Genomic DNA, 23,315 nt, shown 5'->3' with positions numbered 1-23,315 from the left:
CAACTGGTGTTTAGCAAGGACCTGTCATGACCATCGTTTCACATTTCGTCGGCGGCACGCATTCTTCGGAAGGCAGCCGCCAGAGCAACGTGTTCGACCCCAATACCGGCCAGATCGCGCGGCAGGTGCCGCTGGGCGACGCCGCGCTGCTCGACAAGGCGGTTGCCGCCGCCCTCGCCGCCCAGTCGGGCTGGGCGCGGACCAACCCGCAGCGCCGCGCCCGCGTGATGTTCCGGTTCAAGGAACTGGTCGAGGCGCATATGGAGGAACTGGCCCTGCTGCTGTCGTCCGAACACGGCAAGGTGGTGGCCGACGCGCGCGGCGACGTGCAGCGCGGGCTGGACGTCATCGAATATGCCTGCGGCATCCCGCAGGCGCTGAAGGGCGAATATACCGAAGGCGCCGGCCCCGGCATCGACGTCTATTCGATGCGCCAGCCGCTGGGCGTGGTTGCCGGCATCACCCCGTTCAATTTCCCGGCGATGATCCCGATGTGGATGTTCGGCATCGCCATTGCCGTCGGCAATGCATTCATCCTGAAGCCGTCCGAGCGCGACCCGTCGGTGCCGCTGCGGCTGGCCGAACTGATGCTGGAAGCGGGCGCGCCCGAAGGCATTCTGCAGGTCGTCCACGGCGACAAGGAGATGGTCGACGCGATCCTCGACCACCCGGCGATAGCGGCGGTCAGCTTTGTCGGGTCGTCCGACATCGCGCATTACGTCTACAATCGCGGCGTCGCCGCCGGAAAGCGGGTGCAGGCGATGGGCGGCGCCAAGAACCACGGCATCGTCATGCCCGACGCCGACCTGGATCAGGTGATCCACGACCTGTGCGGCGCGGCGTTCGGTTCGGCCGGCGAGCGGTGCATGGCGCTGCCGGTGGTCGTGCCGGTGGGCGAGGACACCGCCGACAGGCTGCGCGAGCGGCTGATTCCGGCGATCGCCGCGCTGAAGGTCGGCATATCGACCGACGCCGACGCCCATTACGGGCCGGTGGTCAACGCCGCGCACAAGGCGCGGATCGAGGCGTGGGTCCAGACCGCGATCGACGAGGGCGCCGAACTGGTCGTCGACGGGCGCGGTTTCACCCTGCAGGGGCATGAGCAGGGCTTTTTCGTCGGCCCGACCCTGCTCGACCGGGTGACGCCGGAGATGAGCAGCTACCGCGAGGAGATTTTCGGGCCGGTGCTGCAGATCGTCCGCGCCCCCGATTTCGAGACCGCGCTCCGGCTGCCGAGCGACCACCAATATGGCAACGGCGTCGCCATCTTCACCCGCAACGGCCATGCCGCCCGCGAATTCGCGGCGCGGGTCAATGTCGGCATGGTCGGGGTCAACGTGCCGATCCCGGTGCCGGTGTCCTACCACAGCTTCGGCGGGTGGAAGCGTTCCGCCTTCGGCGACACCAACCAGTACGGCATGGACGGCGTGCGTTTCTGGACCAAGGTCAAGACAGTGACGCAGCGCTGGCCCGACGGCACGCCCGACGGGTCGAACGCCTTCGTCATCCCGACAATGGCGTGACGGACATGGCCGGCCGATCCGACCTGATCGCAACGATGGTCGCCGCCGCCGAGGCGGCGGGACAAGGGCTGATGCGCGATTTCGCGACGATCGACCGGCTTGACGTCCGCCACAAGAACGGCCCGGCGGACCCGTTTTCCGAGGCCGACCTGCGCGCCGAGGAAACGGTGCGGTCGATGCTGGAACAGGCCGCGCCCGATTACGGTTTCCTGGGCGAGGAAGGCGGGCTGCGCGAGGGCCGCGACAAGCGCCATGTCTGGATCGTCGACCCGCTGGACGGCACGGCGAATTTCTTGATCGGCCTGCCGATCTTCGCGGTCAACATCGCGCTGGCCCGCGACGGCGAGGTCATCGCCGGCGTCACCCATGTACCGGCGCAGAACGAAACCTTCCGCGCCGAGACCGGCGGCGGCGCCTGGCTGAACGACCAGCGCATCCAGGTGTCGCGGCGCAGCGAGATGGTGAAGGCGATCCTGTCGGTCGGCATCCCGTTCGCCGGCAAGCCGCGCCACCAGCAGTTCGTGACCGAGATGGAACGCCTGACCCCGCGCGTCGCCGGCATCCGCCGGCTGGGCGCCGGGGCGGTCGACATGGCCTATGTCGCCTGCGGCCGGTTCGACGCCTATTGGGAGCAGAGCGTCAGCGCCTGGGACATGGCGGCCGGGGTGGTGATCGTCCGCGAGGCGGGCGGTGTCGTCACCAATACCGCCGGGACCGCGCTCGACCTGTCCGGCGGCACCGTGCTGGCGACGACGCCGCAGATTCAGGCGGAACTGCTCGACGCGATCAGAGCGGGATAACGGGTGCGAAGGCCGGCGAAGGCGGCCGCTATTCCGGCCAGCCGATCGTCACGCACAGTCCGCCAAGGGTAGAGCGGGACAAGGTTATCGCGCCGCCGGTCGCCACCGCGACATCGCGCACAATGGCGAGGCCGAGGCCCTGCCCGCCGTTTTCGTCGAGGCGGGCGCCGCGTTCCAGCGCCGCCCGCGCAGCCGCCTCGTCCAGCCCCGGGCCGTCATCCTCGACCGTCAGATGGCGTTCGGCGCTGGCGATCCGCACCCGCCGCCGCGCGTAGCGCACCGCGTTCTCCGCCGCCGCGCCGAGCAGTTCGGTCAGGTCTTCCGCCGCGAGCGGCAGACGCAGCGCGTCCGGCACCGCGACGGCGAAGGCCAGCCCTTCCCCCTTTTCGGTCCGTTCGAGCACGGCGACCACCTGTTCAGCGATGGCGCGCGCCGGGCAGGACAGGCCGGGGCCGCGCCGAACCCCGGCGACGCGGGCGCGGGCCAGTTCGCCCTCGACCGCGGCACGGACGGCGGCAATCGCCCGGTCCAGCCCGTCGGCGGCAGCAGTGGCGCCGGATTCGCGCGCGCGGCGGCTTTGCGCGGCAAGCGCGGCGAGCGGCGTTTTCAACCCATGGGCGAGATCGGCGGCGCGGCGGCGGGCGCGTTCCACATCGTCCTCGCGCGCGTCGGCAAGCGCATTGATCGCGTCGACCAGCGGCTGCACTTCCGACGGCCCTTCCGCCGCCAGTCGTTCCGCCGGGCTTTGCCGCAGCCGGTCGAGCGCATGGCGGATGCGGGCGAGCGGCCGCAGCCCGAGTGTGACCTGTACCCAGGCGGCGCCGGACAGCGCCAGCCACAGCACGGCAAGGAAGATCGCCAGTTCCCGCCCGAATTCCCGCCCGGCCGTGGCCAGCGCGTCCGCATTCTGGCCAATCTGGACCAGCACCGGATCGCTGCCGGCGTCGAGCACCACCCGCCGTTCGAGCATGACCAGCCGGGGTTCGAACGGGCCGGGGGCAAGGCGTTCGCTCCACCTTTCCCGCGAGGCGGAGGAGGAGGTGGGCAATGCCTGGTCCCACAGCGAGCGCGAGCGGACGATGCCGGCGGCGTTCGACGCCTGCCAGTAGAGGCCGCTCGCCGGGGTAGCGAAGCGATCGTCGGTCGGCATGTCCTGCGCCCGAAGCGCGCCGCCGGGGGCGAGCGACAGGCCGGCAATGACCTTCAGCCCGTCGCGCTGCAATTCGTCGGCGAGGCGGCGTTCGAGATGGTGTTCGAACAGCACGGTCATGAACAGCCAGGCGGCGACCAGCGCCGCGGCGATGGCGACGGTGCCAACGGCGAGCAGCCGCCAGCGCAGCGAGGCGAGCAGCCTCACCCGCCGTCGCCGAGCATGTAACCGAAGCCGCGCCGGGTGGTGACCAGCCCGGCGCCGACCTTGCGGCGCAGCCGGGCGACCAGCGCCTCGATCGCGTTGGAATCGGTCGTATCGGCGGCGCCGTAGAGATGGTCGGCCAGTTCCATGGCGGAAACGGCGCGGGCCGGGCTGTGCGCCAGATAATCGAGCAGGCGAAATTCGAGCGGCGACAGGCGGACCGGCACGCCGTTCAGTTCCGCCGTCATCCGCTGGCTGTCGATGCGCAGCGGGCCAACGGCGACCACATTCGACCCGCGCCCGGCGGCGCGGCGCAGCAGACCGCGAACCCGGGCGATCAACTCGCCCATCTCGAACGGCTTGCCGAGATAGTCGTCGGCGCCGGCGTTGATCCCTTCGACCCGTTCGGTCCAGTCGCCGCGCGCCGAGACGATGATAACCGGGAACAGCCGGTCGGCGGCCCGCCAGCGTTTCAGCACCGAAAGGCCGTCGAGTTGCGGCAGGCCAAGATCGAGGATGGCGATGTCGTAATCCTCGACATCGCCGGCGAACCAGGCATCGCGGCCGTCCGGCGCGATGTCGACGACGAAGCCGGCCGCATGGAGCGCGGCGCGGATGTCTTCCGCGACGGCGGCTTCATCCTCGACGACCAGGGCGCGCATCCGGCGGTCAGTCCTCCTCGACCTTCAGCACCTTGCCGGTGCGGGCGTCGATCTCCACCTCCATCACCCGTCCGTTGGGCGACAGCGTTTTCACTTCGTAGATCAACAGGCGCGGATGGTCATCGTCATCGTCGAGCTCCACCTTGATGACCTGGCCGGGCGCGCTGGCCTGGGCGATCGCCATGATTCGGGTCAGCGGCAGCACTTCGCCACGGCGAAGCGCATCGCGAACCTGCTCGTGCGACTTGTGGGACTTGCTGCCGGCAACGGCAGCGGCGGGGACGATGGCGAGCAGCAGCGCCGCGGCGATCGTCTGGCGGGGGGATGGGCGTTTCATCATGGCCATTGCCTAACCAGGCGCCGCTGACATCCGGCTGACGGCCGGCGGCGGCGGGGCGTCAGCACCCGGCGCCTATCACCGCCGGCATGGGAGCCAACAGATTCACCACCGGAACCGTGACGGTGCTGCTGCTTGCCGGCACACCCGCGATCGCCGCGCCCGCCGCCGAACCCGCCGCCGCCAGCGGCGTGCTGGTGTTCACGCCCGACTTCTTCGCCGGTTCGCGGCCGAACGACGCGCTCGACATGATCCGGCGCTTGCCCGGCTTCGCGATCGTCGACGCCGATGCCGAGGTGCGCGGCTATGCCGAGGCGGCGGGCAATATCCTGTTCGACGGCAAGCCGCCGTCGACCAAGGCGGAGTCGCTGGAGGACCTGCTGCGCCGGATACCGGCGGCGGCGGTGGCGCGGATCGAACTGATCCGCGGCGGCGCGCCGGGGATCGCGATGGGCGGGCGCGACGTCGTCGCCAATGTCGTGCGCGCGACCACCGCCAGCCGCCACGCCGCGATCACCGCCGGCGCGGTCGCGGCCAACGACCATGTCCTGCGCCCTGTCGTCACGCTGGAGGCGTCGCGCCAGTCCGGCGCCCGGCGGATCGAAGGCGCAATCGGGATCACCACCGAGATCGACGAGGATGCCGGGCGCGGCACGACCCGGACGATCGACGCGGCCGGGGTGGTCACCCGGCAGCAGCCGCGCCGCAAATGGGAAACGGTGCAGACCGTGGCCGGGCGCGGCGCCTGGGACACGCCACTGGCCGGCGGCACGCTGTCCACCAACGCCAGCGTCAGCCGCGCGCGCAAGCGGGAAGATGTCGACACCGGCGCGGAGGCTGTGCGCGAGCGCGAGACGCTGACCGAGGGCGAGGCAGGCGCGCAGTACCGCCATCCGATCGGCGCCGACAGCCGGATCGAGGCGCTGGTGATCCGCCGCATCGGCCGGCTGCGGTTCGATTCGACCGCGACCGAGGGCAGCGACAGCGAACATTTCACCCAGCGCAGCGACACGGCGGAAAGCATCGCGCGGCTGTCGCTGCGCCGCGAACGCGGAACGCTGGCGATCGACGCGGCGATCGAGGGCGCGATCAACAGCGCCGACGGCAGCGCCGCGCTGTTCGCCAACGGCGCGCCGGTGCCGGTGCCCGGATCGAACAGCCGGGTCGAGGAGCAGCGCGTTGAGGCGTCGCTGGGCGCGACCTGGCGCCCGTTCGCCCGGCTGACCGTCGAACCGGCGCTGCGGCTGGAGCGATCGGGGCTGCGCCAGCGCGGCGACGCGGTGCTCGACCGGCGCTTCACTTACTGGAAGCCGAGGCTGGCGCTGACCCGCGCGCTGGGCGGCGGCGATCAGATCCGGCTGGCGGTGCAGCGCGACGTCGGCCAGCTCGATTTCAACGACTTCGTCGCGTCCGCCTCGCTCGACCGGGGCGAGATCAACGCCGGGGCGGTCGACCTGCGGCCGCCGCGCAGCTGGACGGTCACCGCGACCTACGAACACCGTTTCGCCGGCGACGGCGCGATCGTGCTGCGCGCGGCGCATGAACGGATCAGCGACGTCGTCGACCATGTCGTGCGCCACGACCAGGGGGTGCCGTTCGACGCGATCGGCAATATCGGCCGCGGCAGCCGCGACACGCTGACCGCCGAAACCACCCTGCCGCTGACGCCGCTCGGCATGGCCGGGGCGCGGATCGTATCGAACGTGACGCTGACCCGAAGCCGGGTCGACGACCCGGTGACCGGCGCGCGCCGCTGGATTTCCGGCGACAAGCCGGTGACCGGCACGATCAGCCTGATCCACGACCTGCCCGGCGGTGCGATAAGCTGGGGCGCGGATATGCGGATGGCCGAGCTGAAGCGCGAATACCGGCTGGACGAGATCCGCACCAAGGCGCGCGGTTTCCGGTTCGACGCGCATGTCGAATACCGGCCCGGCCCGGCCTGGCGCCTGCGGCTGGAGGCCGTCAATCTGACCGGCCTGTCCTTTGCCGAGACCCGGCGCAAATATGCCGGCGCGCGCAGCCTGGCCGCCCCCGACAAGACCGAGACGCGGCGGACGGCGACGACGCCGACCGTGCTGTTCACCGTCCGGCGGGCGTTCGGCGGGTGAGCGGGGCCGGCTCAATCGGAGAGATGGGTCCGCCACAGGCTGGCAGCCAGCAGCATCGACAGCACCGAGGCGCCGATCCAGAACCAGATGACCGGGCCGAAATCGTAATGGCGCTGGCCGTCGACGATCCGCATGCCGCCTTCGATCAGCGCGCCGGAGACATGTTCCTGCACCGCGGCGCCGACATAGCTGAACACGCCGATCACCCCCATCGCCGCGCCGGCCACCCGTTTCGGCGCAATGTCGACCGCGAACAGGCCACCGAGCGAGGTGACGAGGCCGGTCAGCCCCATGCCGAACAGCAGCATGCCGAGAACCAACATCGGCGTGCTCGCCGGGCCGAAGAAGATCAGCAGCAGGCCGATCAGTTCAAGCACGGCGAACAGCAGGTTGGCGGGCGGGCGGCGGGTAGCGAACCATTTGTCGGAAATGAAGCCGAAGGCGATCGCACCGACGATACCCGCCAGGGTACTAAGCATCAGCAGCGTACCGGCCATCGGCAGACTGTAGCCGCGCACTTCCTGCAGATAGAGCACGCCCCAGCTGTCGATCGCATAGCGGGTGACGTAGGTCAGCGCGCTGGCCACGGCGAGCACCCAGATTGCCGGGATCTTCAGGATCGACAGCTGGGTGGCCAGAACGCTGCGCGCGGTGCCGCGTTCGACATGGGCATGGTGGTCGCCGCGCCATTCGGCGACCGGGGGCAGGCCAAGCGTCTGCGGCCGGTCGCGCAGCAGCCACCAGCAACCGGCGGCGGTCAGCAGGCCGAGCAGACCCGGCCCCCAGAAGCCGTAGCGCCAGCCGAAGGCGGCGGCCAGCCCGCCGACCATGACGAAGGTCAATCCCTCACCGATCGAGTGGGCGGTGCTCCAGATCCCGTAGATGCGCCCGCGTTCGCGGTTCGAATACCAGGCGGTCATCGCGACGACGCCGGCGGGGGCGCCCGCGCTCTGGAACCAGCCGTTCAGGCCCCAGACCAGCACCGCCGCCCAGAGCACGGTGATGCCGCCCATCGCGATGTTGCAAAGGGCGGTGGCAAGGAAAGTGACGGTCAGGAAACGGCGAACGTTCGCGTGATCGGCGAGGAAGCCGTTGGCCAGCTTGCCGAGCGCATAGGTATAGAACAGCGCCGAACCGATCATCCCCAGCTCGACCGGGGTGAAGATGCCTTCGTCGATCAGCGGTTTCTTGACGACGCCGAGGGCGAGGCGGCAGGTGTAGATCAGCCCGTAACCGAGGGTGATGGCGATCATCACCCGCAGGCGGTGGTGGCGGTAGAGCCGGTCGATTTCCGCCTTGTCGGCCAGAACGGGGCGATCCTGCCCGGTCACGAAATAGCGCAGCATCGCCGTCCCCCGCTCCCTTCGCCCACGGCCCGGCTGTACCCGGTGCCGTTCCGGCCCCGGCCCGGCATGGGCCGGACCGGGGCCGTCCAGTGAACCCGGCGCCGGATCGAAGCCGGCCCGGAAACCGCCTAGAAGCTAAGCTGTACGCCGGTTTTCGCCGACCAGCCGTAGCGTTCGATCTCAACCATATGCCGCGGGATGCCGATAAAGCGGCGCTGCGGTTCGTCGTTCAGGTTCGCCCCTTCGACGAAGATATTGAAGTTGGGGGTGACCGCATAGCCGATGCGGGCATCGAACTGGTTGAAGTTGTCGACATACTGATCGCCGGCGCGGGTTTCCCCGACGGTATCGAGGTAGCGCGACCGGTAAGTGTAGGCGACACGCGCCGAGATGCCGTATTTTTCGTAGGTGAGCTGGGCGGAAGCGACGCGATTTGACTGGTTGGCAAGCCGGACCGCGTCGGCGCGGTCGGGGATGCCGGTCGCCCGCGATTTGACGAAGGTCATGCTGGCGCCGACGCTGAACCCGTCGAGCGGCGACGGCAGGAAGCTCAATTCCATCTGCGCGTTCAGTTCAAGCCCGGTGACCCGTGCTTCGTCCGCGTTTTGCGGCTGGGTGACGAAGGCGGTCGGCAGCGTCTGGCCGGCATAGGTGCCGCCGACCACGGTCCGCCCGGTCAGGAAGATCGGGTTTTCGATCCGCTTGTGGAAGAAGGCCGCGGACAGGATGCCCTGCTTGCCGATGTAATATTCGATCGCGGCGTCGAAATTGGTCGCATAGAGCGGATTGAGGTCGGGGTTGCCGAGGCTGACTTCCTTGTCCCCGGCATTGACCAGCACATAGGGCGCGATGTCTTCGTAATTCGGCCGGCCGATCGCCCGGGTAACCGCGCCGCGCATCGTCAGCCCCGGCGCCGGATCAAAGCGCAGGTTGATGCCGGGGAAAAAGTCCGTGTAGCTGCGCCGGCCGAAGCTGTCGAAGCCCTGATCGTAGGTCGAGGTATCGGTCACCGTCTTGCCGGCGAAATGGCCGCGCGTGCGCTCCATGCGGACACCCGGCACGATGGTGAAGGCGCCGAACCTGGCGCTGGCCATCACATAACCGGCAAGCACCCGTTCGCGGATGCGATAGTCGCCGGCGAGGCTGTCCGAGATCGAGCCTTCGTCGTCGATCTTGAATTCCCCCTGATGGGCGGCGAAGTAGGCATCGGCCGCCGCCGCGTCGATACCGGAGCCGAACGGATAGGCGGTGCCCTTGTAGATGTTGCCGACATCGGCGCCGACCACGTCGGCGGCGGTCATTGGCCCCTTGGTCCCGTAGGTACGATTTTCCTTGTCGTTGCTCTTGCGGCGATCGACATATTTCGCGCCGGTCTTGAAATAGGCGCTGTCGCCGATTTCCAGCGGGGTGCGGAAGTCGATCCGCGCCTGATACAGATTTTCCAGCGCCAGCCGGTTTTCGTACTTGGCCTTCGACGCGGTGAATTTCGACGGGTCATAGGCGGCCGCGAGCGGCGAGACGTCGACCATATAATCGTCGAATTCGTAGCTGCCGCCGATCTTCTTGGCCTTGAACGTCCATTCGTCGCGATGCGGATCGCGCTTGCGGGCGCGCGAATAGGTGCCTTCGACGTTCAACTGGCTGTCGCCGAGCATGAATTCGCCGCCGGTCGAGGCGGAGAAGCTGCTCGTCGCTTCCTGACGGGTACGGACGCGCCGGTCGGCGCTGCCATTGGCGTAGTCGCCGCTGGTCGCCGTCTGGTTGGTGATTTCCGCCGGGTCGTCGACCGGCAACTGGGCGCCGAAATGCTGGCGCGATTCGCTGTCTTCGTATTTGGAATAGGTGAAGCGCAGGAAAGTCTTGACGTCGGTGCTCGGCCGCCAGTCGAAATTGGCGACGGCGCCGGTGCGGGTGCGGTGGGTCGAATAACGACGGATGCTGAATTCGTCGGGAATGACGAAGCCGTTGACGTCCACCCAGTTTTCCGACGCGCCGACATTGTCGGCCCGCAGTTTGCGATCCGACCGGCTGAACGACAGCACCGCGCCGAATTCCTTGTTGGCGCCGAACAGCGCGCCGGCGGTCAGGTCGACCTCATACGGCTTCTTGTGGTTGGCTTGATAATAGCCGACCGCCGCCTTGCCGGTAACGAAGGTCTTGTTGCGGTCGAACGCCGTCAGCGTCTGGATATTGGCCTGACCGGCAATCGCGTTGGCGTCGAGGTCCGGCGTCAGCGTCTTGACCACGGTGACCGAACCGATCAGCGCGGAAGGGATGTCGTCCAGCTTGACCTGGCGGCCGTCCGGTTCCGGCGCCGGCGCCGACTGGCCGTTCAGCGTGACGTTCAGCAATTCCGGGCCGACGCCGCGGACCGTAAGGTATCGGCCCTCGCCCTGATCGTTGGCGACCGACAGGCCCGGAAGGCGGCGCACCGCTTCCGCGACATTCTGGTCCGGCAGGCGGCCGACGTCGTCGCCGCGCACCGCATCAACCTGATTGTCGGACTGCCGCTTTTCCTCGATGGCCGCGCGATCTGCGGCACGACGACCAGTGACAACGATATCGTCCGGGCCGCCCCCACCCTGGGCCATGGCCGGCGCCAGACCGACAAGCCCTGTCGTCAGCATCAACGCCTTTACACACGCCCCGAGATCAGCAGCCATCTTGCCCTCCATATCCGCCCCGCACTCTTGGCTCGGTGCGATTCGTCCAGGAGATAGTATGAATGAAAATTCTATTTTGCAACATATTTAGAATAGTTCTTGCATATTTTTCGCACGCACTTACTCTGCGCAGGCGAAATGAAGCGGCGATGACAGCCTGACAGCGCGGGAGAGAGGGATGAAACTGGTAACGACGATCGGCCTGCTGGTCGGGACAGCGCTGGTGCCGGCGGCCGGCATCGCCCAGAGCCAGCCGGCGACGGTGACAGCGGCAGCCGAGACGCAGGCCACCCCCGGCGGCGACGCCAACCAGGCGGCAATCGCGGTTGATCCGGCCGCGCCCGAAGCAAGCCGGATCGTCACCACCGCCGAGGGCAAGGGATTGCAGGTTCACGCGCTCGACGGCCGGCTGCTCGACACGGCGGAGGCCGGCGAGGCGGTCGGCGTCGCGCTGCGCGGCGGTTTCATGCTGGGCGGCGCGGCGCGGACACTGGTGGTTTCCGCTGACGGCGCGGCGAATACCCTGCGCTTTTTCACGCTGGGCGACGACCGGCTGACCGAGGTCGGCGCACGGGCGGTGCCGCTGGACTTTGCGGTCGAGAATGTCTGCCTGTTCCGCAACGCGCCCGACGCCGCGCTCTATGCGATCGCGGTCGGCGACGGCGGCGAGATCGATCAGTGGATGGTCTACGCGACCCCCGACGGCAAGGTAGACGCCCGCCAGGCGCGGCGCATCACCCTGCCGACCAAGATCAAGCATTGTGTCGCCGACGACGTGAGCGGAAAACTGTACGTCGCCGAACAGGCAACCGGCCTGTGGCGGTTCAACGGCGACCCGGAAACCGATTCGTCGCCGGCGTTGATCGACGCGCCGCGCATCGGCCAGATCAGCGAGGAACTGGGCGGTGTCGCGCTGTACAACGCCGGGGCGGCGCGCTGGCTGATCGCGTCCGACGCATCGACCGGCCGGTTGTTCCTGTACGACCGCAACAAGGACGACGCCTATGCCGGCGCGGTGACGCTGGCCGGCCCGGGCGGCGCGGCGGTCAAGGAACCGGGCGGCCTCGCCGCGACCGGCGCCGCGCTGGGCAGTGCGTTCGGCCACGGCCTGCTCATCGCGGCGGATGAGGACGCGGCCGGCGGCGCCAATTACAAGCTGGTCGGGTTCGACGCGCTCGCCGCGCCGCTTGGCCTGGCGGTCGGCACGCCGGAGCTGCCGCCGACCAGCGTCGCGCCGCGCTTCCCGACCGTCACCGCGCGGGTGGAGACGGTGCCGGTCGCCGCCGCCGGCGACGCGGCGGACGACCCGGCGATCTGGCACAACCCGGCCGACCCGGCCGCCAGCCTGATCATCGGCACCGACAAGAAGGCGGGGCTGTATGTCTACGACATGCAGGGCAAGGTCGTGCATTTCGCGCCGGTCGGGCGGATGAACAATGTCGACCTGCGCGACGGGTTCATGCTGGACGGCAAGCCGATCGTGCTGGTCACCGCCAGCGACCGGACGCGGAAGGCGGTGGCGATATACCGGCTGGACACCGCGACCGGAGCGCTGATCGACATTGCCGACGGGTTGCAGCCGTCCGGCCTGTCCGACCCCTATGGCCTGTGCATGTACCGCAGCGCCAAGTCGGGCCGCAGCTATGTGATCGTCAGCGACCCGGACGGGCTGAACCGCCAGTGGGAACTGGTCTCCCGGCCGAACGGCAAGATCGCGATCAGGCAGGTGCGCGACATCCGGTTCGGGTCGCAGACCGAAGGCTGTGTCGCCGACGACGCCAACGGCGCGCTCTACATCGCCGAAGAGGATGTCGCGCTGTGGCGGGTCGGCGCCGAACCGAAGGCCGGGGACACCCGCAAGCAGGTCGATTCGGTCGCCGCCAACCCGTCGCTGAAGGACGATCTGGAAGGCGTGTCGCTGTATGATCTGGGCAAGGGGCGCGGCTATCTGGTCGTGTCGAGCCAGGGCAATAACAGCTACGCCGTCTACGACCGCGACGGCACCAACGCCTATCGCGGTTCCTTCGCCGTCGTCGCCGACGGCGCGACCGGGATCGACGGCATTTCGGAAACCGACGGACTGGACGTGACCAGCCTGCCGCTTGGTCCCGGTTTCGAAAAGGGCGCGATGGTCGCGCAGGACGGCCGCAACGTGCTGCCCGGCGAAAAGCAGAATTTCAAGATCGTCAGCTGGGCCGACATCGCCGCCGCGCTGAAACTGGAAAGCCGCTGAGCGGCCGGAGGGGAGGATGACCATGCACACAGCCATTCGCGCCATGATCGGCGTTGCGCTGACGACGCTGGCCGCCGGCGGCTGCGCCGCGACCGACAGCCCGGCCGGCGCCAGCGACATGGCGCTGGAACGGGTGGTGTTCGTGATGCGGCACGGCATCCGCCCGCCGACCAAGGACCCGGCGAAGGGCACCAATTATGCCAGCGATCCGTGGCCGGCCTGGCCGGTCGATTACGGCCTACTGACCCCACGCGGCGCCGCCGGCATCCGCCTGCTCGGCACCGCCGACCGCGCCGAATATGTAAAGCGCGGGCTGATCCCGGCCAATGGCTGCCTGGCCGCCGGCGCCGTCGATGCCGAGGCGAGCGCCAAGCAGCGCGCGATCAAGACCGGCGAGGCCTATCTGGAAACCTTGCTGCCCGGCTGCGTCGTCGCGGTCGCCCACCCGGCCAAGGAAGGGCCGGAAGACGCGATCTTCCACCCGCTCGATTCCGGTCCGGCCGATTTCGACGGCGCGCGCGGCCATGCCGAGGCGCTGGCGCTGGCGCCGGCCGGTGGCATGCCGGCAGAGGCCGCCGCCTACAACACCGAGATCACCATGCTGGGCACCGTCCTTGGCTGTTGTTCAGCCACGGTCTGCGCGGCGAACGGGGCTGGCGAAGCCTGTACGCTGGCCGACCTGCCGACGACGCTCGCCGCCCATCCGCATGACCGGCCGGACCTGGAAGGGCCGCTGGCGATCGGGTCGACGATCAGCCAGACCCTGCTGCTCGAATATCTGGAAGGCATGCCGATGAGCGATGTCGGCTGGGGCCGGGTGACCCGCGACCAGATCGAACAGTTGCTGGTCTTCCACCCGGTCAAGTTCCGCTACGAGAACGGATCGCCCTATGTCGCGCAGCGCGCGGCAGGGCCGCTGGTTTCGCGCATGCTTGGCGCGTTGACCGCCGGGGCGGACGGAGCCCGGATGACCCTGCTGTTCGGGCATGACACAAACCTGGCCGATATCGGCAGCCTGCTCGGCCTTGACTGGCAGGTGCCGAGCTATCCGAAAGACGACATTCCGCCGGGCGGGGCGCTTGGCTTTGAACTGCTGCGCGACGGCAAGGGCCAGCGCTTCGTCCGCGCCTTTTTCCGCGCGCAGACGATGGACCAGTTGCGGGAACAACAAGCGCTGGACCCGGATGCGCCGGGCTATCGCGCCTATCTGCCGATCCCCGGCTGCAACGCGGCGGGCGACACCGCGCCCTGCCCGATCGACCGATTCACCACGGTGGTGAAAGCGAAGCTGGCCGGATCCTGAATTCCCGGAAGGGTCCGACCGGCGACCTGGCCGGACGGGGCATGGGGGTGATGCAGCGCCCGCTTATCCCGTCCGGTCATCTCCACAGCGGCGCAGCGGCACGACCAGCGCCGCGTCGCCGGCGGTGCCGATCCACGCATCGATGCCGTAAACGGCGGCAAGACGGGCCGGGGTCAGCACCTCCGCCGCTGTGCCGTCGGCGACCAGCGCCCCACCGTCGAGCAACAGCAGCCGGTCGCAGAAGCGCGCCGCCATCGTCAGTTCGTGCAGCACGGCGATGACCAGCGCCCCGCCCGCCGCCTGATCGCGCAGCAGTTCCATCACCTCAAGCTGATGCCCCGGATCGAGCGAGGCGAGCGGTTCGTCGACGATCAGCGCCGGTGCCTCCACCGCCAGCGCGCGGGCGAGCAGCACCCGCGCGCGCTCGCCGCCCGACAACTCGGTCGCCACCCGGTCGCGCAGCGCGTCGACGTCGGCGAGGCGGATCGCCCGTTCGATCGCGGCATGATCGGCCGCGGCGATGCGCGAGAAGGGCGCTAGGTGCGGCAGCCGGCCGAGCGCGACCAGCCGTTCCACCGCCAGCGGCCAGTGCAGCGTCTGGCCCTGCGGCAGATAGGCGATGGTGCGGGCCAGTTCGGCGCGCGACAGGGTGGCGGCGTCGGTGCCGTCGACCAGCACCCGCCCCTGTGCAGCCACCAACCGCAATATCGCCCGCGCCAGCGTCGACTTGCCGGCGCCGTTGGGGCCGATGACGCCGATCAGGCTGCCGCCGCCGAGGGTGGCGGAAACGTCGCGCAGCACCGGCCGGCGGCCGAGGGTGACGCCGAGCGCGTCGAGGGCGATCGTCACCACAGCCGTCGCTCCCGCATCAGATAGACGAGGAAGACGGGGACGCCGACGAAGGCGGTGACGACGCCGAGCTTCAGCTCATTGGTCGACGGGATGACCCGGACCAGCACGTCGGCAAGGGTGAGCAGCGCCGCCCCGGCGATGGCCGAGGGCACGAGCAGCGCCGAGGGCGAGCGATCGGTCAGCGGCCGGACGAGGTGAGGCACGATCAGCCCGACGAAGCCGATCGCGCCGGACACCGCGACCGCGCCGCCGACGCCGATCGCGACGCCGAGCAGCAGCCGCAGCCGCGCCCGGCCGAGGTCGATGCCGAGCGCCAGCGCCCCGTCCTCGCCCAGCGTCAGCGCGTCGAGCGCCCGGCCGTCCCACAGCAGCAGGGCGAGGCCGGTGGCGATGCAGGGCAGCGCGATCCAGATATGGGTGGTCGACCGGTCCTCCAGCGAACCGAGCAGCCAGGTCATGATCTCCATCGCCGCGAACGGGTTGGCCGCCATGTTGAGCGCGAGGCTGATCCCGGCACCGGCCATCGTCCCGACGGCGATGCCGGCGAGGATCAGGGTCAGCGGGCTTTCCGACCGGCCGGCGAGCAGGAACAGCAACGCCAAAGCAATCAGCGTCGCGAGGATGGCGCAGAGCGGCAGCACCGCCGGGTGCAGCGCCGCCAGCCCGAAATAAAGCGCGACGACCGCGCCCAGCGCCGCCGCGTTCGACGCGCCGAGCACCGACGGTTCGGCGAGCGGATTGCGCAGATAACCTTGCAGCGCCGCGCCGGCGGCGCCGAGCATCGCACCGACCGCCAGCGCCAGTACCGCGCGCGGCAGGCGCAGTTCGAACAGGATGGTGCGGGCGATCCAGTCGTCGCCGCCCGCCGCCGCCGCGAGCAGCCGCCCCGGCGGCAGCCCGGCGGGGCCGACCAGCACCGACAGCAGCGCCGCCACCACGCAGGCGAAGAGCAAGCCGAGGGTGACCAGAGCGCGCTTGTGCCGGCCGCCGGGCGGCGGCATGAGCGGGGGCGTGACCGCGTCCGTCGAGAGATCCATGCCCGCCATCGCCCTACGCCTTTGCCTTGCCCTGCTGCTGTGCGGCGCGGCGGCACCGGCGGCGGCGGCCCCACCGGCGCGGATCGTGTCGCTCAACCTGTGCGCCGACCAGCTCGTCCTCGCGCTGGCCGACCGCAGCCAGATTGCCGCACTGACCCGGTTCGTCAAAGACCCTTCGATGTCCGCCGCCGCAGCCGAGGCGCGCGACGCGCCGGTATCGGACAGCAGCGCGGAGGCCGTACTGGCGCTTCGCCCCGATCTGGTCGTCGCCAACCCCGGCTTCGCAATGGGGCGGATCGCAGCGCTGACCAGCGGGCGCTACCGCGTCGTCGAGCTGCCGGCGGCGGAAAGCCATGCCGAGATCATCGCCAACATCCGCACCGTCGCCGCGGCGGTCGGCCACCCGGCGCGCGGCGAGGCGATGATCCGCCGGATGGGCGCCGAGCTGGCGGCGATCCCGGTGCTGAAGGGCGGGGGCGTTGCCGCCTATTACCAGCGGCGCGGCTTCCTGAGCGGCACCGGCACGTTGATAGACGAGCTGATGCGCCGGGTGGGGCTGCGCAACCTGGCCAGCGTGCTGGGCAAGGGCCCGCTGTCGCGGCTGAGCATCGAGGAGCTGGTCGCCAGCCGGCCGGACTATCTGATCGTCGAAAGCGACAGCGAGCAGGTCGTCGACCACGGCACCGAGATGCTGCGGCATCCGGCGCTGGCCGCGATCCCGCGCCTTCGCCTGTCGCAGGCGTGGACGGTGTGCGGCGGCCCGGCCTATGTCCGGGCCGCGCGCAGCCTGGCCGCCCAGATGCGGCAGGCGCATCCGGGCGGCGGGCGGCATTAGAGGCGAACCTTGACGCCGCCGTAGACGGCACGGCCCGGCGTAGCGAAGCTGAACACTTCCTCATAACGCCGGTCGAGCAGGTTTTCGGCGCGGCCGAACAGCGCGATCGCCGGGGTCAGCCGGTATTCCGCATTGAAGTTGACCAGCGTGAACGAGCGCAGGCGAACCAGTTCGGGCACGTAGGCGGGGTCGACGAAGGCCAGATCGTTCTGCGCCCCGTTATAGCGCACGGTCAGCGTCGCGCTCAGCGGGCCGTCCACCGGCGCCCAGCTGAGGTTGGCGCTGGCGATGTGCTTCGCCCGCCTGACCGCCTGCCCACTGAACCGGGTCGGGACGAAGGCGACGACCGGCAGCACGTCCTGATCCTGCTTCGCGTCGAGCCAGGTGTAGCTGGCATCGACGCGCCAGCCGTCGCCGAGCCGCGCCTGGGCATAGGCCTCCACACCCTTCTGCCGGGTGGCGGTGGCGCGGTTGTCCGGCGTCGCGACATACTGGCCGCCGACCTGAACGTAGGTGGTGTAGATCTCATCGCTGAAGCGGTTGGAGAAATAGGTGGCGCCAAGCGTCACCGCCCGGTCGGCGAAGCTCTGCTCGACCCCCGCTTCCCAGCCTTCCGAGCGTTCAGGGCGCAGCGCCGGGTTGCCGGTGTAGCGACCGTCGGAAAAGCCGAACAGTTCGAAGAAGCCCGGCGCCTTGATGCCGGAGCCGGCCGCCGCGTGGATGCGGGTGCCTTCGCCGAAGCGGTAGCTGCCCTGCCCCCGGTAGGTGGTGCTGTCGCTGAACAGGTCGTTGTCGTCGATGCGCAGCGAGCCGCCAAGCGCCAGCCGGTCGAACAGCGTCACGTCATACTGGGCGACGAAGCCGAGCGTGTCGCTGTGCCGTTTTCCGGTGAAATTGCCGGCGATGGCGGGCGGCGAGGTGTTCTGAAACTCCTCACGCTCCGCATCGACGGCGAAGGTGAAGCGGTTCTGCACGTCGGCATTGCCGAAGCGGACGGTGCTTTCATAGGAGCCGCGATAGCGCCGCCCCTTGTCGCCATAGGCATAGCCGACGGTCTGGCCGGCGCGCGGCAGGAAGGAGAAGGGCACGTCATAGCCCTTGCGCGTGGTGTCGGCGATCTGGAACGACAGCGCGCTGGTCCAGTGGCCGTCGAACGCCGTCGCCTCCGCCCGGACCAGGCCGTAAAACGCCTCGTTGCGGTAATGGGCGCCGGGGCTGTCGATGGTGTAGCCGAAGCTGGGGCTGGCCGCGTCGCCGTCGCTGGCGTTCAGTTCGGCGTCGGTATAGCTGTAACGGGCGACGCCGGTGACCTTGAAGTCCGGCGACGGCGCCCACACCAGCTTGGCCGATGCGCCGGCATTGTCCGACCCGACATCGCGGTTGCCACCGCGCGCGGTCGGCGTACCACCGGTGTGGAAGTAGGTGCCGGTCAACGCATAGTCGAGCGTGCCGGCTACGCCGCCGACGCGGGCGCCGGCCGACAGGGTTTCGAACGATCCGCCTTCCGCGCGCAGGCTGACGCCCGGCGCCTCGCGCCCGCTCAACGTGATGTAGTTGACGACGCCGGCGATCGCGTCGGATCCGTAGAGCGCGCTCTGCTGGCCGCGCAGCACCTCTATCCGCGCGGCTTCATCGGCGATCAGCGTGCCGAAATCGAACTCGCCGTTGAACGGGTCGCTGGCCTTGATGCCGTCGACCAGCACCAGCACGTGATTGGCCTCCGCGCCGCGGATGCGCAGCGCGGTCAGGCCGCCGACGCCGCCGGCACGGCTGACCGCAACGCCGGGCACGTCGCGCAGCACGTCGGAAACGATGCGGGTCTGGCGCTGTTCGAGCGCGGCCGCGTCGAGCAGGGTGACGGATGCGCCAAGCAGGTAGGCGGGGATGGCATCGCCAGAGCGCGAGGCGGTGACGACGATCGCCTTGCCGTCGTCCGGCTGAGCCGGCGCGCCCTCGGCATGGGCGGCGCCGGCGCACAGGATTGCCGCGATCGCCGCGCGTGAAGAGACAGAACTGAACATTATCAAAAAACCCCAAGCGTCCGAACGACGGGCCGGGGCGTCCGCGCGAGCGGCCAGCGCGCGCTGCCGGACGGACGCGATAGCGCCCGGCACACATGCCGGTGCGGCCCCGGCCGCACACTGCGTCGCTCAGACGGAGGACCGTGCCGCGGCCATTCCCTGGACCGGGGCAAGAGCGACCATGCGCCGGCAGGTCTCCTGGCTCGCGGGTCAGGGCACGATGCACGCCTTCCCAGACCCCGCCGTTTCGGCTTCGGCCCAGTGGCAGCCCCTTCCATCGGAGGGACCCAGTGCATCACGCTCACCGCTTACAGTTGCAGGGACAGCCGCGGATTTGGGTGTCGCCACCCGCACCGCATTCCCGTTTAAGCCCCTTGCGGGGCACCGGCGCGATCTTGCGACAAGCGGGTGACCCCGCCTGCCGCCCGCGCCCCTAGACCAATCGCCCGGCGATGCCAATCATGTTGCATATCGGCCACGCCCGAGGGCGTGGGCAGGCGAAAAGCGGCCGATTCAGCCCCACCCGCGCCGCAAGGTTTCCGACGGGGTTTCGCCGTATCGATCGCGGTAGCACCGGGCGAATTTGCTGGGATGGGAGAAGCCGCAGTCGAGCGCGATGTCGGTCACCGTGCGCCGGGCACGGGCGCCGGTGAGCAGTGCCAGTCGGGCCTGTTCCAGCCGTTCCAGCTTCAGATAACCGGTCGGCGAAGTGGCGCGAAACCGACGAAAGCCCGCCTGCAGCGCCCGTTCGCCGACACCGGCGGCGCGCACGATATCGGCCAGTGCGATCGGATCGGCGGCATGAGCCCGGATGAACCGTTCGGCGCGCAATACGAAATACGGGACCGGTCCATCCCCGGCCCCCGGCAGCGCATCCGAGAAATTGTGGGGAAAGGCGGACAGCAGCAGCGCGGCGATGGTCTGCTGCGTGCTTTTCTGCACCGCTTTCAGACAATAACCGGAATGATCGCCGGTCGCCGCCAGATCGCCCCAGATCGCCACCACCGTCCGCGCGAGGCTGGCCAGTCCGCCGTGAAGCGGCCGTGCCGCCGTCTGGAATTCCAGACGGCGCGGCAGACGGCGGCCGAGATCGGCGGTCAGTGCCTCCTCCAGCACGTTGCGCCCGATCCGCACCGTCATCTGGCTGTAGGCGTCGTCCATATCGAGCCGGATCGGCTGGGTGGTGTTGAGCACGCAGAGCGTGCCCGGCAGGCTGCTTGTCGACGCGTCGCCCTGCGACGTCTGGCACCGGCCGCTGAGCGTGAACTTCAGCACGAAAAAATCGTCGAGCGGCGGCGCCTCTATCGTCACTTCGCGATTGTAGCGGAATTTGGTCAGGATCAGGTCACCGCCCAGCGCCACTTCGTCCAGTTCGAACATGCGCGGTTCGCCGGGGCGGCCGCGCGGGTTGATGGCATGCGGGCGGAACCGGCCGCACATCGTATCGCGCACGATGTCGAGATCGGTGGTGGCGAAGCGGTGGAACACGCTGGTCGCCATGCTGTCGGCGATGCCCGGCCCCCGCCATTCCGGTATCACAAGGGGAGCGATCCCCGCGACAGCGTTCCGGGACGAGGCCATGCTGCGTATCTCCGTAGCCGCCGCCTTTCTGCTGCCGGGGCATGAATTTTGTCAATCCGGCCCGCCGCTTCCGCCGCCGCCCAGCACGATTTCGACGGAATTGGGCTAGGATTCGGCCGAAACGATATAGGCCGCAGCGCGTGCCCCCACCTAGCCTTGCCCCTCGCTGTTTGCAGGGCAGGCCCGGTCGCCCGGCAGGCAGCGCAAAAACACATAACGACAAGAACTGGCAGGGGGTGGGAACGGTCCATGCGGCACACATCGGGATCATTGCTTTCCGCAACAATCATCCTGGCGGGTTTCATGGGGGGGACCACCCCTGCCCTTGCCAGCGCGCAGGCGCAGGCCGGGGAAGGCCAGCCGGCATCCACCACCGCCTATGCGGTGGAAGACATCATCGTCACGGCGCGCAAGCGGGCGGAGAACCTGCAGGACACGCCGATCGCGATCACCGCATTCTCCGCCGCCGGGATCGAGGCGCGCGGCCTGACCAACATCGCCGAGATCAACAGTTTCGCGCCCAACCTGACCTTCCGCAACACCGCCGCCTTCGCCGCGACCAGTTCGGCATCGTCGATCTACATCCGCGGCATCGGCCAGCAGGACTGGGCGCTGGCGACCGACCCCGGCGTCGGCGTCTATGTCGACGGCGTCTATGTCGCCCGCTCGATCGGCGGGGTGCTCGACATGCTGGATGTCGAGCGGATCGAGGTGCTGAAAGGCCCGCAGGGCACCCTGTTCGGCCGCAACACGATTGGCGGCGCGATCAGCATCACCACCCGCAAGCCCAGCTTCGACGGCGTTTCGGGCAGCGGCGAGATCACCATCGGCCGCTACAGCCGCGCTGATTTCCGCCTGAGCCTGAACCTGCCCTTGTCCGACTCGCTGGCGGTGAATTTCGCCGGATCGCGCAAGAGCCGCGACGGATACGTCAGGAACCTGCTGCCCGGCGGGCCGGACCTGGGCGACGAGGGAAGTTGGGCCGGGCGCGCCAGCCTGTTGTGGAAGGCGTCACCGGACCTGGACGTCTATCTGGCCGTCGACGGATCGCGCGACCGCACCAACCCGGCGGCGAACGTGCTGATCGCCGCCAACGAAAACGCGATCTTCCCGCTGATCGCCAACGGGCTGGAACTGGACCCGACCAACCCGGTCAACCGATATGGCAAGAACCCGAGCGCCAACTGCCTGAACCAGGGCAGCCCGGCGCGGCTGTCCGACCCGACATGCTTCAACGCGCAGTGGATCGCCGGGCCATACCGCACCTACAGCCAGCATCTGAGCACCAACCCGCTGGTCAACGCGCTGATCCCCGGCCACCCGCTGTCGCCGGACACCGGGACCAGCGCGTTCGGCGCCTCGCTCGACCTGAACTGGCAGGTCGGCGACAGCGTCTCGATCCGGTCGATCAGCGCCTATCGCAAGATCTCCGGCTTCTGGAGCCGGGATTCGGACCATTCGCCGCTGACCGTCCTGCAGACCACCGACTATTACAAGCAGGACCAGTTCAGCCAGGAAATCCAGGTGCAGGGCAAGACGGCGGACAACCGCCTCGCCTGGCTGGTCGGCGGCTATTATTTCGAGGAGCAGGGCACCCACATCGACATCATCGAGCTGGCTGGTGCGGTGTTCAATTCCGGCGGGCTGGTGAAAAGCCACAACAAGGCGCTGTTCGGCCAGTTCACCTACGACATCACCGACCAGCTGAGCGTGACGCTGGGCGGCCGCTACACCGACGAGACCAAGAAGTTCAATCCGAAGTCGGCGGTGGCGCAGGACAACGGCCTGGGTATTCCCGCCGGCGTGCCGGTGCTGCCGGACCGCTGGGAAGCGATCCACGCCAGGGAGACGACGCCCTACGTCAACCTGGCCTATAAGTGGACGCCGGACGTGATGACCTATGCGTCCTACAGCAAGGGCTTCAAATCCGGCACCTTCACCCAGCGCGTGTTCCCGCCGCGCCCGGACATTCCAAGCGCGCGGCCGGAGAAGGTCGACGCCTACGAGATCGGTTTCAAGTCGAGCTGGGCCGACAGCCATGTCCGGCTGAACGGCGCGCTGTTCTGGACCGACTATAAGGACATGCAGATCAACGTGTCGGAAGCGACGCCCGGCACCACCGAGATCGGCACGATCACCCGCAATGCCGCCAGAGCCCGCATCCGCGGCGGCGAACTGGAGCTGCACGCGGTGCCGGCCGACAATCTGGTGCTGGAAGGCGGCCTCGGCTACCTCGACGCCCGCTATCGCAGCCTGGAGCCGGGCGCGCAGCTGACCCTGAACAACCGGCTGGTCAACACGCCGAAATGGTCGGTCAACGCGGCGATTGCCTACAGCATCGCGGTGGCGGACGGGTGGATGGTTACGCCGCGCGTCGACTATGCCTACACCTCGACGATCGCCAACGACGCCGCCAACACGCCGCTGCTGATCCAGAAACCGGTCAGCCTGCTGAACGCCGCGCTGCGCCTGACCGACGCCGATGCGTTGTGGGCGGTGACGGCGATGGTCAAGAACATCACCAACCGGTCCTATCTGGTCGCGGGGGTGAACGACCAGAATGCCGGGGTGATCGAGGGTGTCTTCTCCCACCCGCGCGAATGGTCGCTGTCCGTCCGGCGGACATTCTGAGCCCCTTTCCCGAACAGAGCAGCAGG

General features: G+C 69.0%; 16 protein-coding genes and 1 riboswitch. Of the genes, 7 read left to right on the top strand and 9 right to left on the bottom strand.

Features of this window, described 5'->3' with window-relative positions; translation table 11 throughout:
* Positions 1 to 26: 26 nt before the first annotated feature.
* Together ACMT1E_RS00970 and ACMT1E_RS00965 are read left to right on the top strand one after the other, a co-directional pair.
* Positions 27 to 1,523, top strand: a complete 1,497-nt coding sequence (locus ACMT1E_RS00970) for a CoA-acylating methylmalonate-semialdehyde dehydrogenase (protein ID WP_414901639.1) — start codon at positions 27 to 29, stop codon at positions 1,521 to 1,523.
* A 5-nt stretch (positions 1,524 to 1,528) separates the two neighbouring features.
* Positions 1,529 to 2,323 carry an inositol monophosphatase family protein gene (locus ACMT1E_RS00965; RefSeq protein WP_414901637.1) on the top strand — a complete coding sequence of 265 codons (795 nt, stop codon included), beginning with the start codon at positions 1,529 to 1,531 and terminating at the stop codon, positions 2,321 to 2,323.
* Between the two features lie 28 nt (positions 2,324 to 2,351).
* Here ACMT1E_RS00965 and ACMT1E_RS00960 read toward each other — a convergent pair whose 3' ends face one another.
* The 3 genes from ACMT1E_RS00960 to ACMT1E_RS00950 are packed head-to-tail and all read right to left on the bottom strand — an operon-like array spanning position 2,352 to position 4,679.
* Positions 2,352 to 3,680: an ATP-binding protein gene (locus tag ACMT1E_RS00960; RefSeq protein WP_414901635.1), complete on the bottom strand. Its 1,329-nt coding sequence runs from the start codon at positions 3,678 to 3,680 to the stop codon at positions 2,352 to 2,354.
* Positions 3,677 to 4,339: a response regulator transcription factor gene (locus ACMT1E_RS00955; protein ID WP_414901634.1), complete on the bottom strand. Its 663-nt coding sequence runs from the start codon at positions 4,337 to 4,339 to the stop codon at positions 3,677 to 3,679. The genes ACMT1E_RS00960 and ACMT1E_RS00955 overlap by 4 nt, the downstream gene beginning before the upstream one ends.
* Before the next feature lie 7 nt (positions 4,340 to 4,346).
* Entirely contained in the window at positions 4,347 to 4,679 is a 333-nt protein-coding gene (locus tag ACMT1E_RS00950) for a PepSY domain-containing protein (protein ID WP_414901632.1), read from the bottom strand.
* 86 nt (positions 4,680 to 4,765) lie between these two features.
* Between ACMT1E_RS00950 and ACMT1E_RS00945 the strand changes: the two genes are divergently transcribed.
* A complete protein-coding gene (locus ACMT1E_RS00945) occupies positions 4,766 to 6,787 on the top strand; it encodes a TonB-dependent receptor plug domain-containing protein (RefSeq protein WP_414901631.1) in 2,022 nt (673 codons plus the stop codon).
* 11 nt (positions 6,788 to 6,798) lie between these two features.
* On the opposite strand, the gene ACMT1E_RS00940 is transcribed toward ACMT1E_RS00945, so the two are convergent.
* Complete coding sequence (locus ACMT1E_RS00940) at positions 6,799 to 8,133, bottom strand: MFS transporter (protein ID WP_414901629.1); 1,335 nt, start codon at positions 8,131 to 8,133, stop codon at positions 6,799 to 6,801.
* 128 nt (positions 8,134 to 8,261) lie between these two features.
* Entirely contained in the window at positions 8,262 to 10,796 is a 2,535-nt protein-coding gene (locus ACMT1E_RS00935) for a TonB-dependent receptor (RefSeq protein WP_414901628.1), read from the bottom strand.
* 178 nt (positions 10,797 to 10,974) lie between these two features.
* On the opposite strand from ACMT1E_RS00935, the gene ACMT1E_RS00930 reads away from it, so the two are divergent.
* A complete protein-coding gene (locus tag ACMT1E_RS00930) occupies positions 10,975 to 13,029 on the top strand; it encodes a phytase (protein WP_414901627.1) in 2,055 nt (684 codons plus the stop codon).
* A 16-nt stretch (positions 13,030 to 13,045) separates the two neighbouring features.
* Positions 13,046 to 14,332 carry a histidine-type phosphatase gene (locus tag ACMT1E_RS00925; protein ID WP_414901626.1) on the top strand — a complete coding sequence of 429 codons (1,287 nt, stop codon included), beginning with the start codon at positions 13,046 to 13,048 and terminating at the stop codon, positions 14,330 to 14,332.
* A gap of 63 nt (positions 14,333 to 14,395) precedes the next feature.
* Here ACMT1E_RS00925 and ACMT1E_RS00920 read toward each other — a convergent pair whose 3' ends face one another.
* A complete protein-coding gene (locus tag ACMT1E_RS00920; protein ID WP_414901625.1) occupies positions 14,396 to 15,184 on the bottom strand; it encodes an ABC transporter ATP-binding protein in 789 nt (262 codons plus the stop codon).
* Positions 15,178 to 16,185, bottom strand: a complete 1,008-nt coding sequence (locus ACMT1E_RS00915) for a FecCD family ABC transporter permease (RefSeq protein ID WP_414903239.1) — start codon at positions 16,183 to 16,185, stop codon at positions 15,178 to 15,180. Before ACMT1E_RS00915 ends, ACMT1E_RS00920 begins: the two co-directional genes overlap by 7 nt.
* 34 nt (positions 16,186 to 16,219) lie before the next feature.
* Between ACMT1E_RS00915 and ACMT1E_RS00910 the strand changes: the two genes are divergently transcribed.
* Positions 16,220 to 17,056 carry an ABC transporter substrate-binding protein gene (locus ACMT1E_RS00910; RefSeq protein WP_414901624.1) on the top strand — a complete coding sequence of 279 codons (837 nt, stop codon included), beginning with the start codon at positions 16,220 to 16,222 and terminating at the stop codon, positions 17,054 to 17,056.
* Here the strand turns inward: ACMT1E_RS00910 and ACMT1E_RS00905 are convergent.
* A complete protein-coding gene (locus ACMT1E_RS00905; RefSeq protein ID WP_414901623.1) occupies positions 17,053 to 19,077 on the bottom strand; it encodes a TonB-dependent receptor plug domain-containing protein in 2,025 nt (674 codons plus the stop codon). The genes ACMT1E_RS00910 and ACMT1E_RS00905 overlap by 4 nt on opposite strands.
* Before the next feature lie 170 nt (positions 19,078 to 19,247).
* Positions 19,248 to 19,481: riboswitch (cobalamin riboswitch) on the bottom strand.
* Between the two features lie 109 nt (positions 19,482 to 19,590).
* Positions 19,591 to 20,616, bottom strand: coding sequence for an AraC family transcriptional regulator (locus ACMT1E_RS00900; RefSeq protein ID WP_414901622.1), 1,026 nt, complete (start codon positions 20,614 to 20,616; stop codon positions 19,591 to 19,593).
* Between the two features lie 345 nt (positions 20,617 to 20,961).
* Between ACMT1E_RS00900 and ACMT1E_RS00895 the strand changes: the two genes are divergently transcribed.
* Entirely contained in the window at positions 20,962 to 23,289 is a 2,328-nt protein-coding gene (locus tag ACMT1E_RS00895; protein ID WP_414901621.1) for a TonB-dependent receptor, read from the top strand.
* Positions 23,290 to 23,315: the final 26 nt, after the last annotated feature.

The organism is Sphingomonas flavalba (genome assembly GCF_047553045.1).
Classification (GTDB): Bacteria; Pseudomonadota; Alphaproteobacteria; order Sphingomonadales; family Sphingomonadaceae; genus Sphingomonas_L; species Sphingomonas_L flavalba_A.
This window is presented reverse-complemented; position numbering and strand designations above follow the sequence as displayed.

Coding starts and splice junctions, on each gene's coding strand:
- ACMT1E_RS00970 (WP_414901639.1), top strand. CDS start 27: ATGACCATCGTTTCACATTTCGTCGGCGGCACGCATTCTTCGGAAGGC.
- ACMT1E_RS00965 (WP_414901637.1), top strand. CDS start 1,529: ATGGCCGGCCGATCCGACCTGATCGCAACGATGGTCGCCGCCGCCGAG.
- ACMT1E_RS00955 (WP_414901634.1), bottom strand. CDS start 4,339: ATGCGCGCCCTGGTCGTCGAGGATGAAGCCGCCGTCGCGGAAGACATC.
- ACMT1E_RS00950 (WP_414901632.1), bottom strand. CDS start 4,679: ATGATGAAACGCCCATCCCCCCGCCAGACGATCGCCGCGGCGCTGCTG.
- ACMT1E_RS00945 (WP_414901631.1), top strand. CDS start 4,766: ATGGGAGCCAACAGATTCACCACCGGAACCGTGACGGTGCTGCTGCTT.
- ACMT1E_RS00940 (WP_414901629.1), bottom strand. CDS start 8,133: ATGCTGCGCTATTTCGTGACCGGGCAGGATCGCCCCGTTCTGGCCGAC.
- ACMT1E_RS00935 (WP_414901628.1), bottom strand. CDS start 10,796: ATGGCTGCTGATCTCGGGGCGTGTGTAAAGGCGTTGATGCTGACGACA.
- ACMT1E_RS00930 (WP_414901627.1), top strand. CDS start 10,975: ATGAAACTGGTAACGACGATCGGCCTGCTGGTCGGGACAGCGCTGGTG.
- ACMT1E_RS00925 (WP_414901626.1), top strand. CDS start 13,046: ATGACCATGCACACAGCCATTCGCGCCATGATCGGCGTTGCGCTGACG.
- ACMT1E_RS00915 (WP_414903239.1), bottom strand. CDS start 16,185: ATGCCGCCGCCCGGCGGCCGGCACAAGCGCGCTCTGGTCACCCTCGGC.
- ACMT1E_RS00910 (WP_414901624.1), top strand. CDS start 16,220: ATGCCCGCCATCGCCCTACGCCTTTGCCTTGCCCTGCTGCTGTGCGGC.
- ACMT1E_RS00905 (WP_414901623.1), bottom strand. CDS start 19,077: ATGTTCAGTTCTGTCTCTTCACGCGCGGCGATCGCGGCAATCCTGTGC.
- ACMT1E_RS00895 (WP_414901621.1), top strand. CDS start 20,962: ATGGGGGGGACCACCCCTGCCCTTGCCAGCGCGCAGGCGCAGGCCGGG.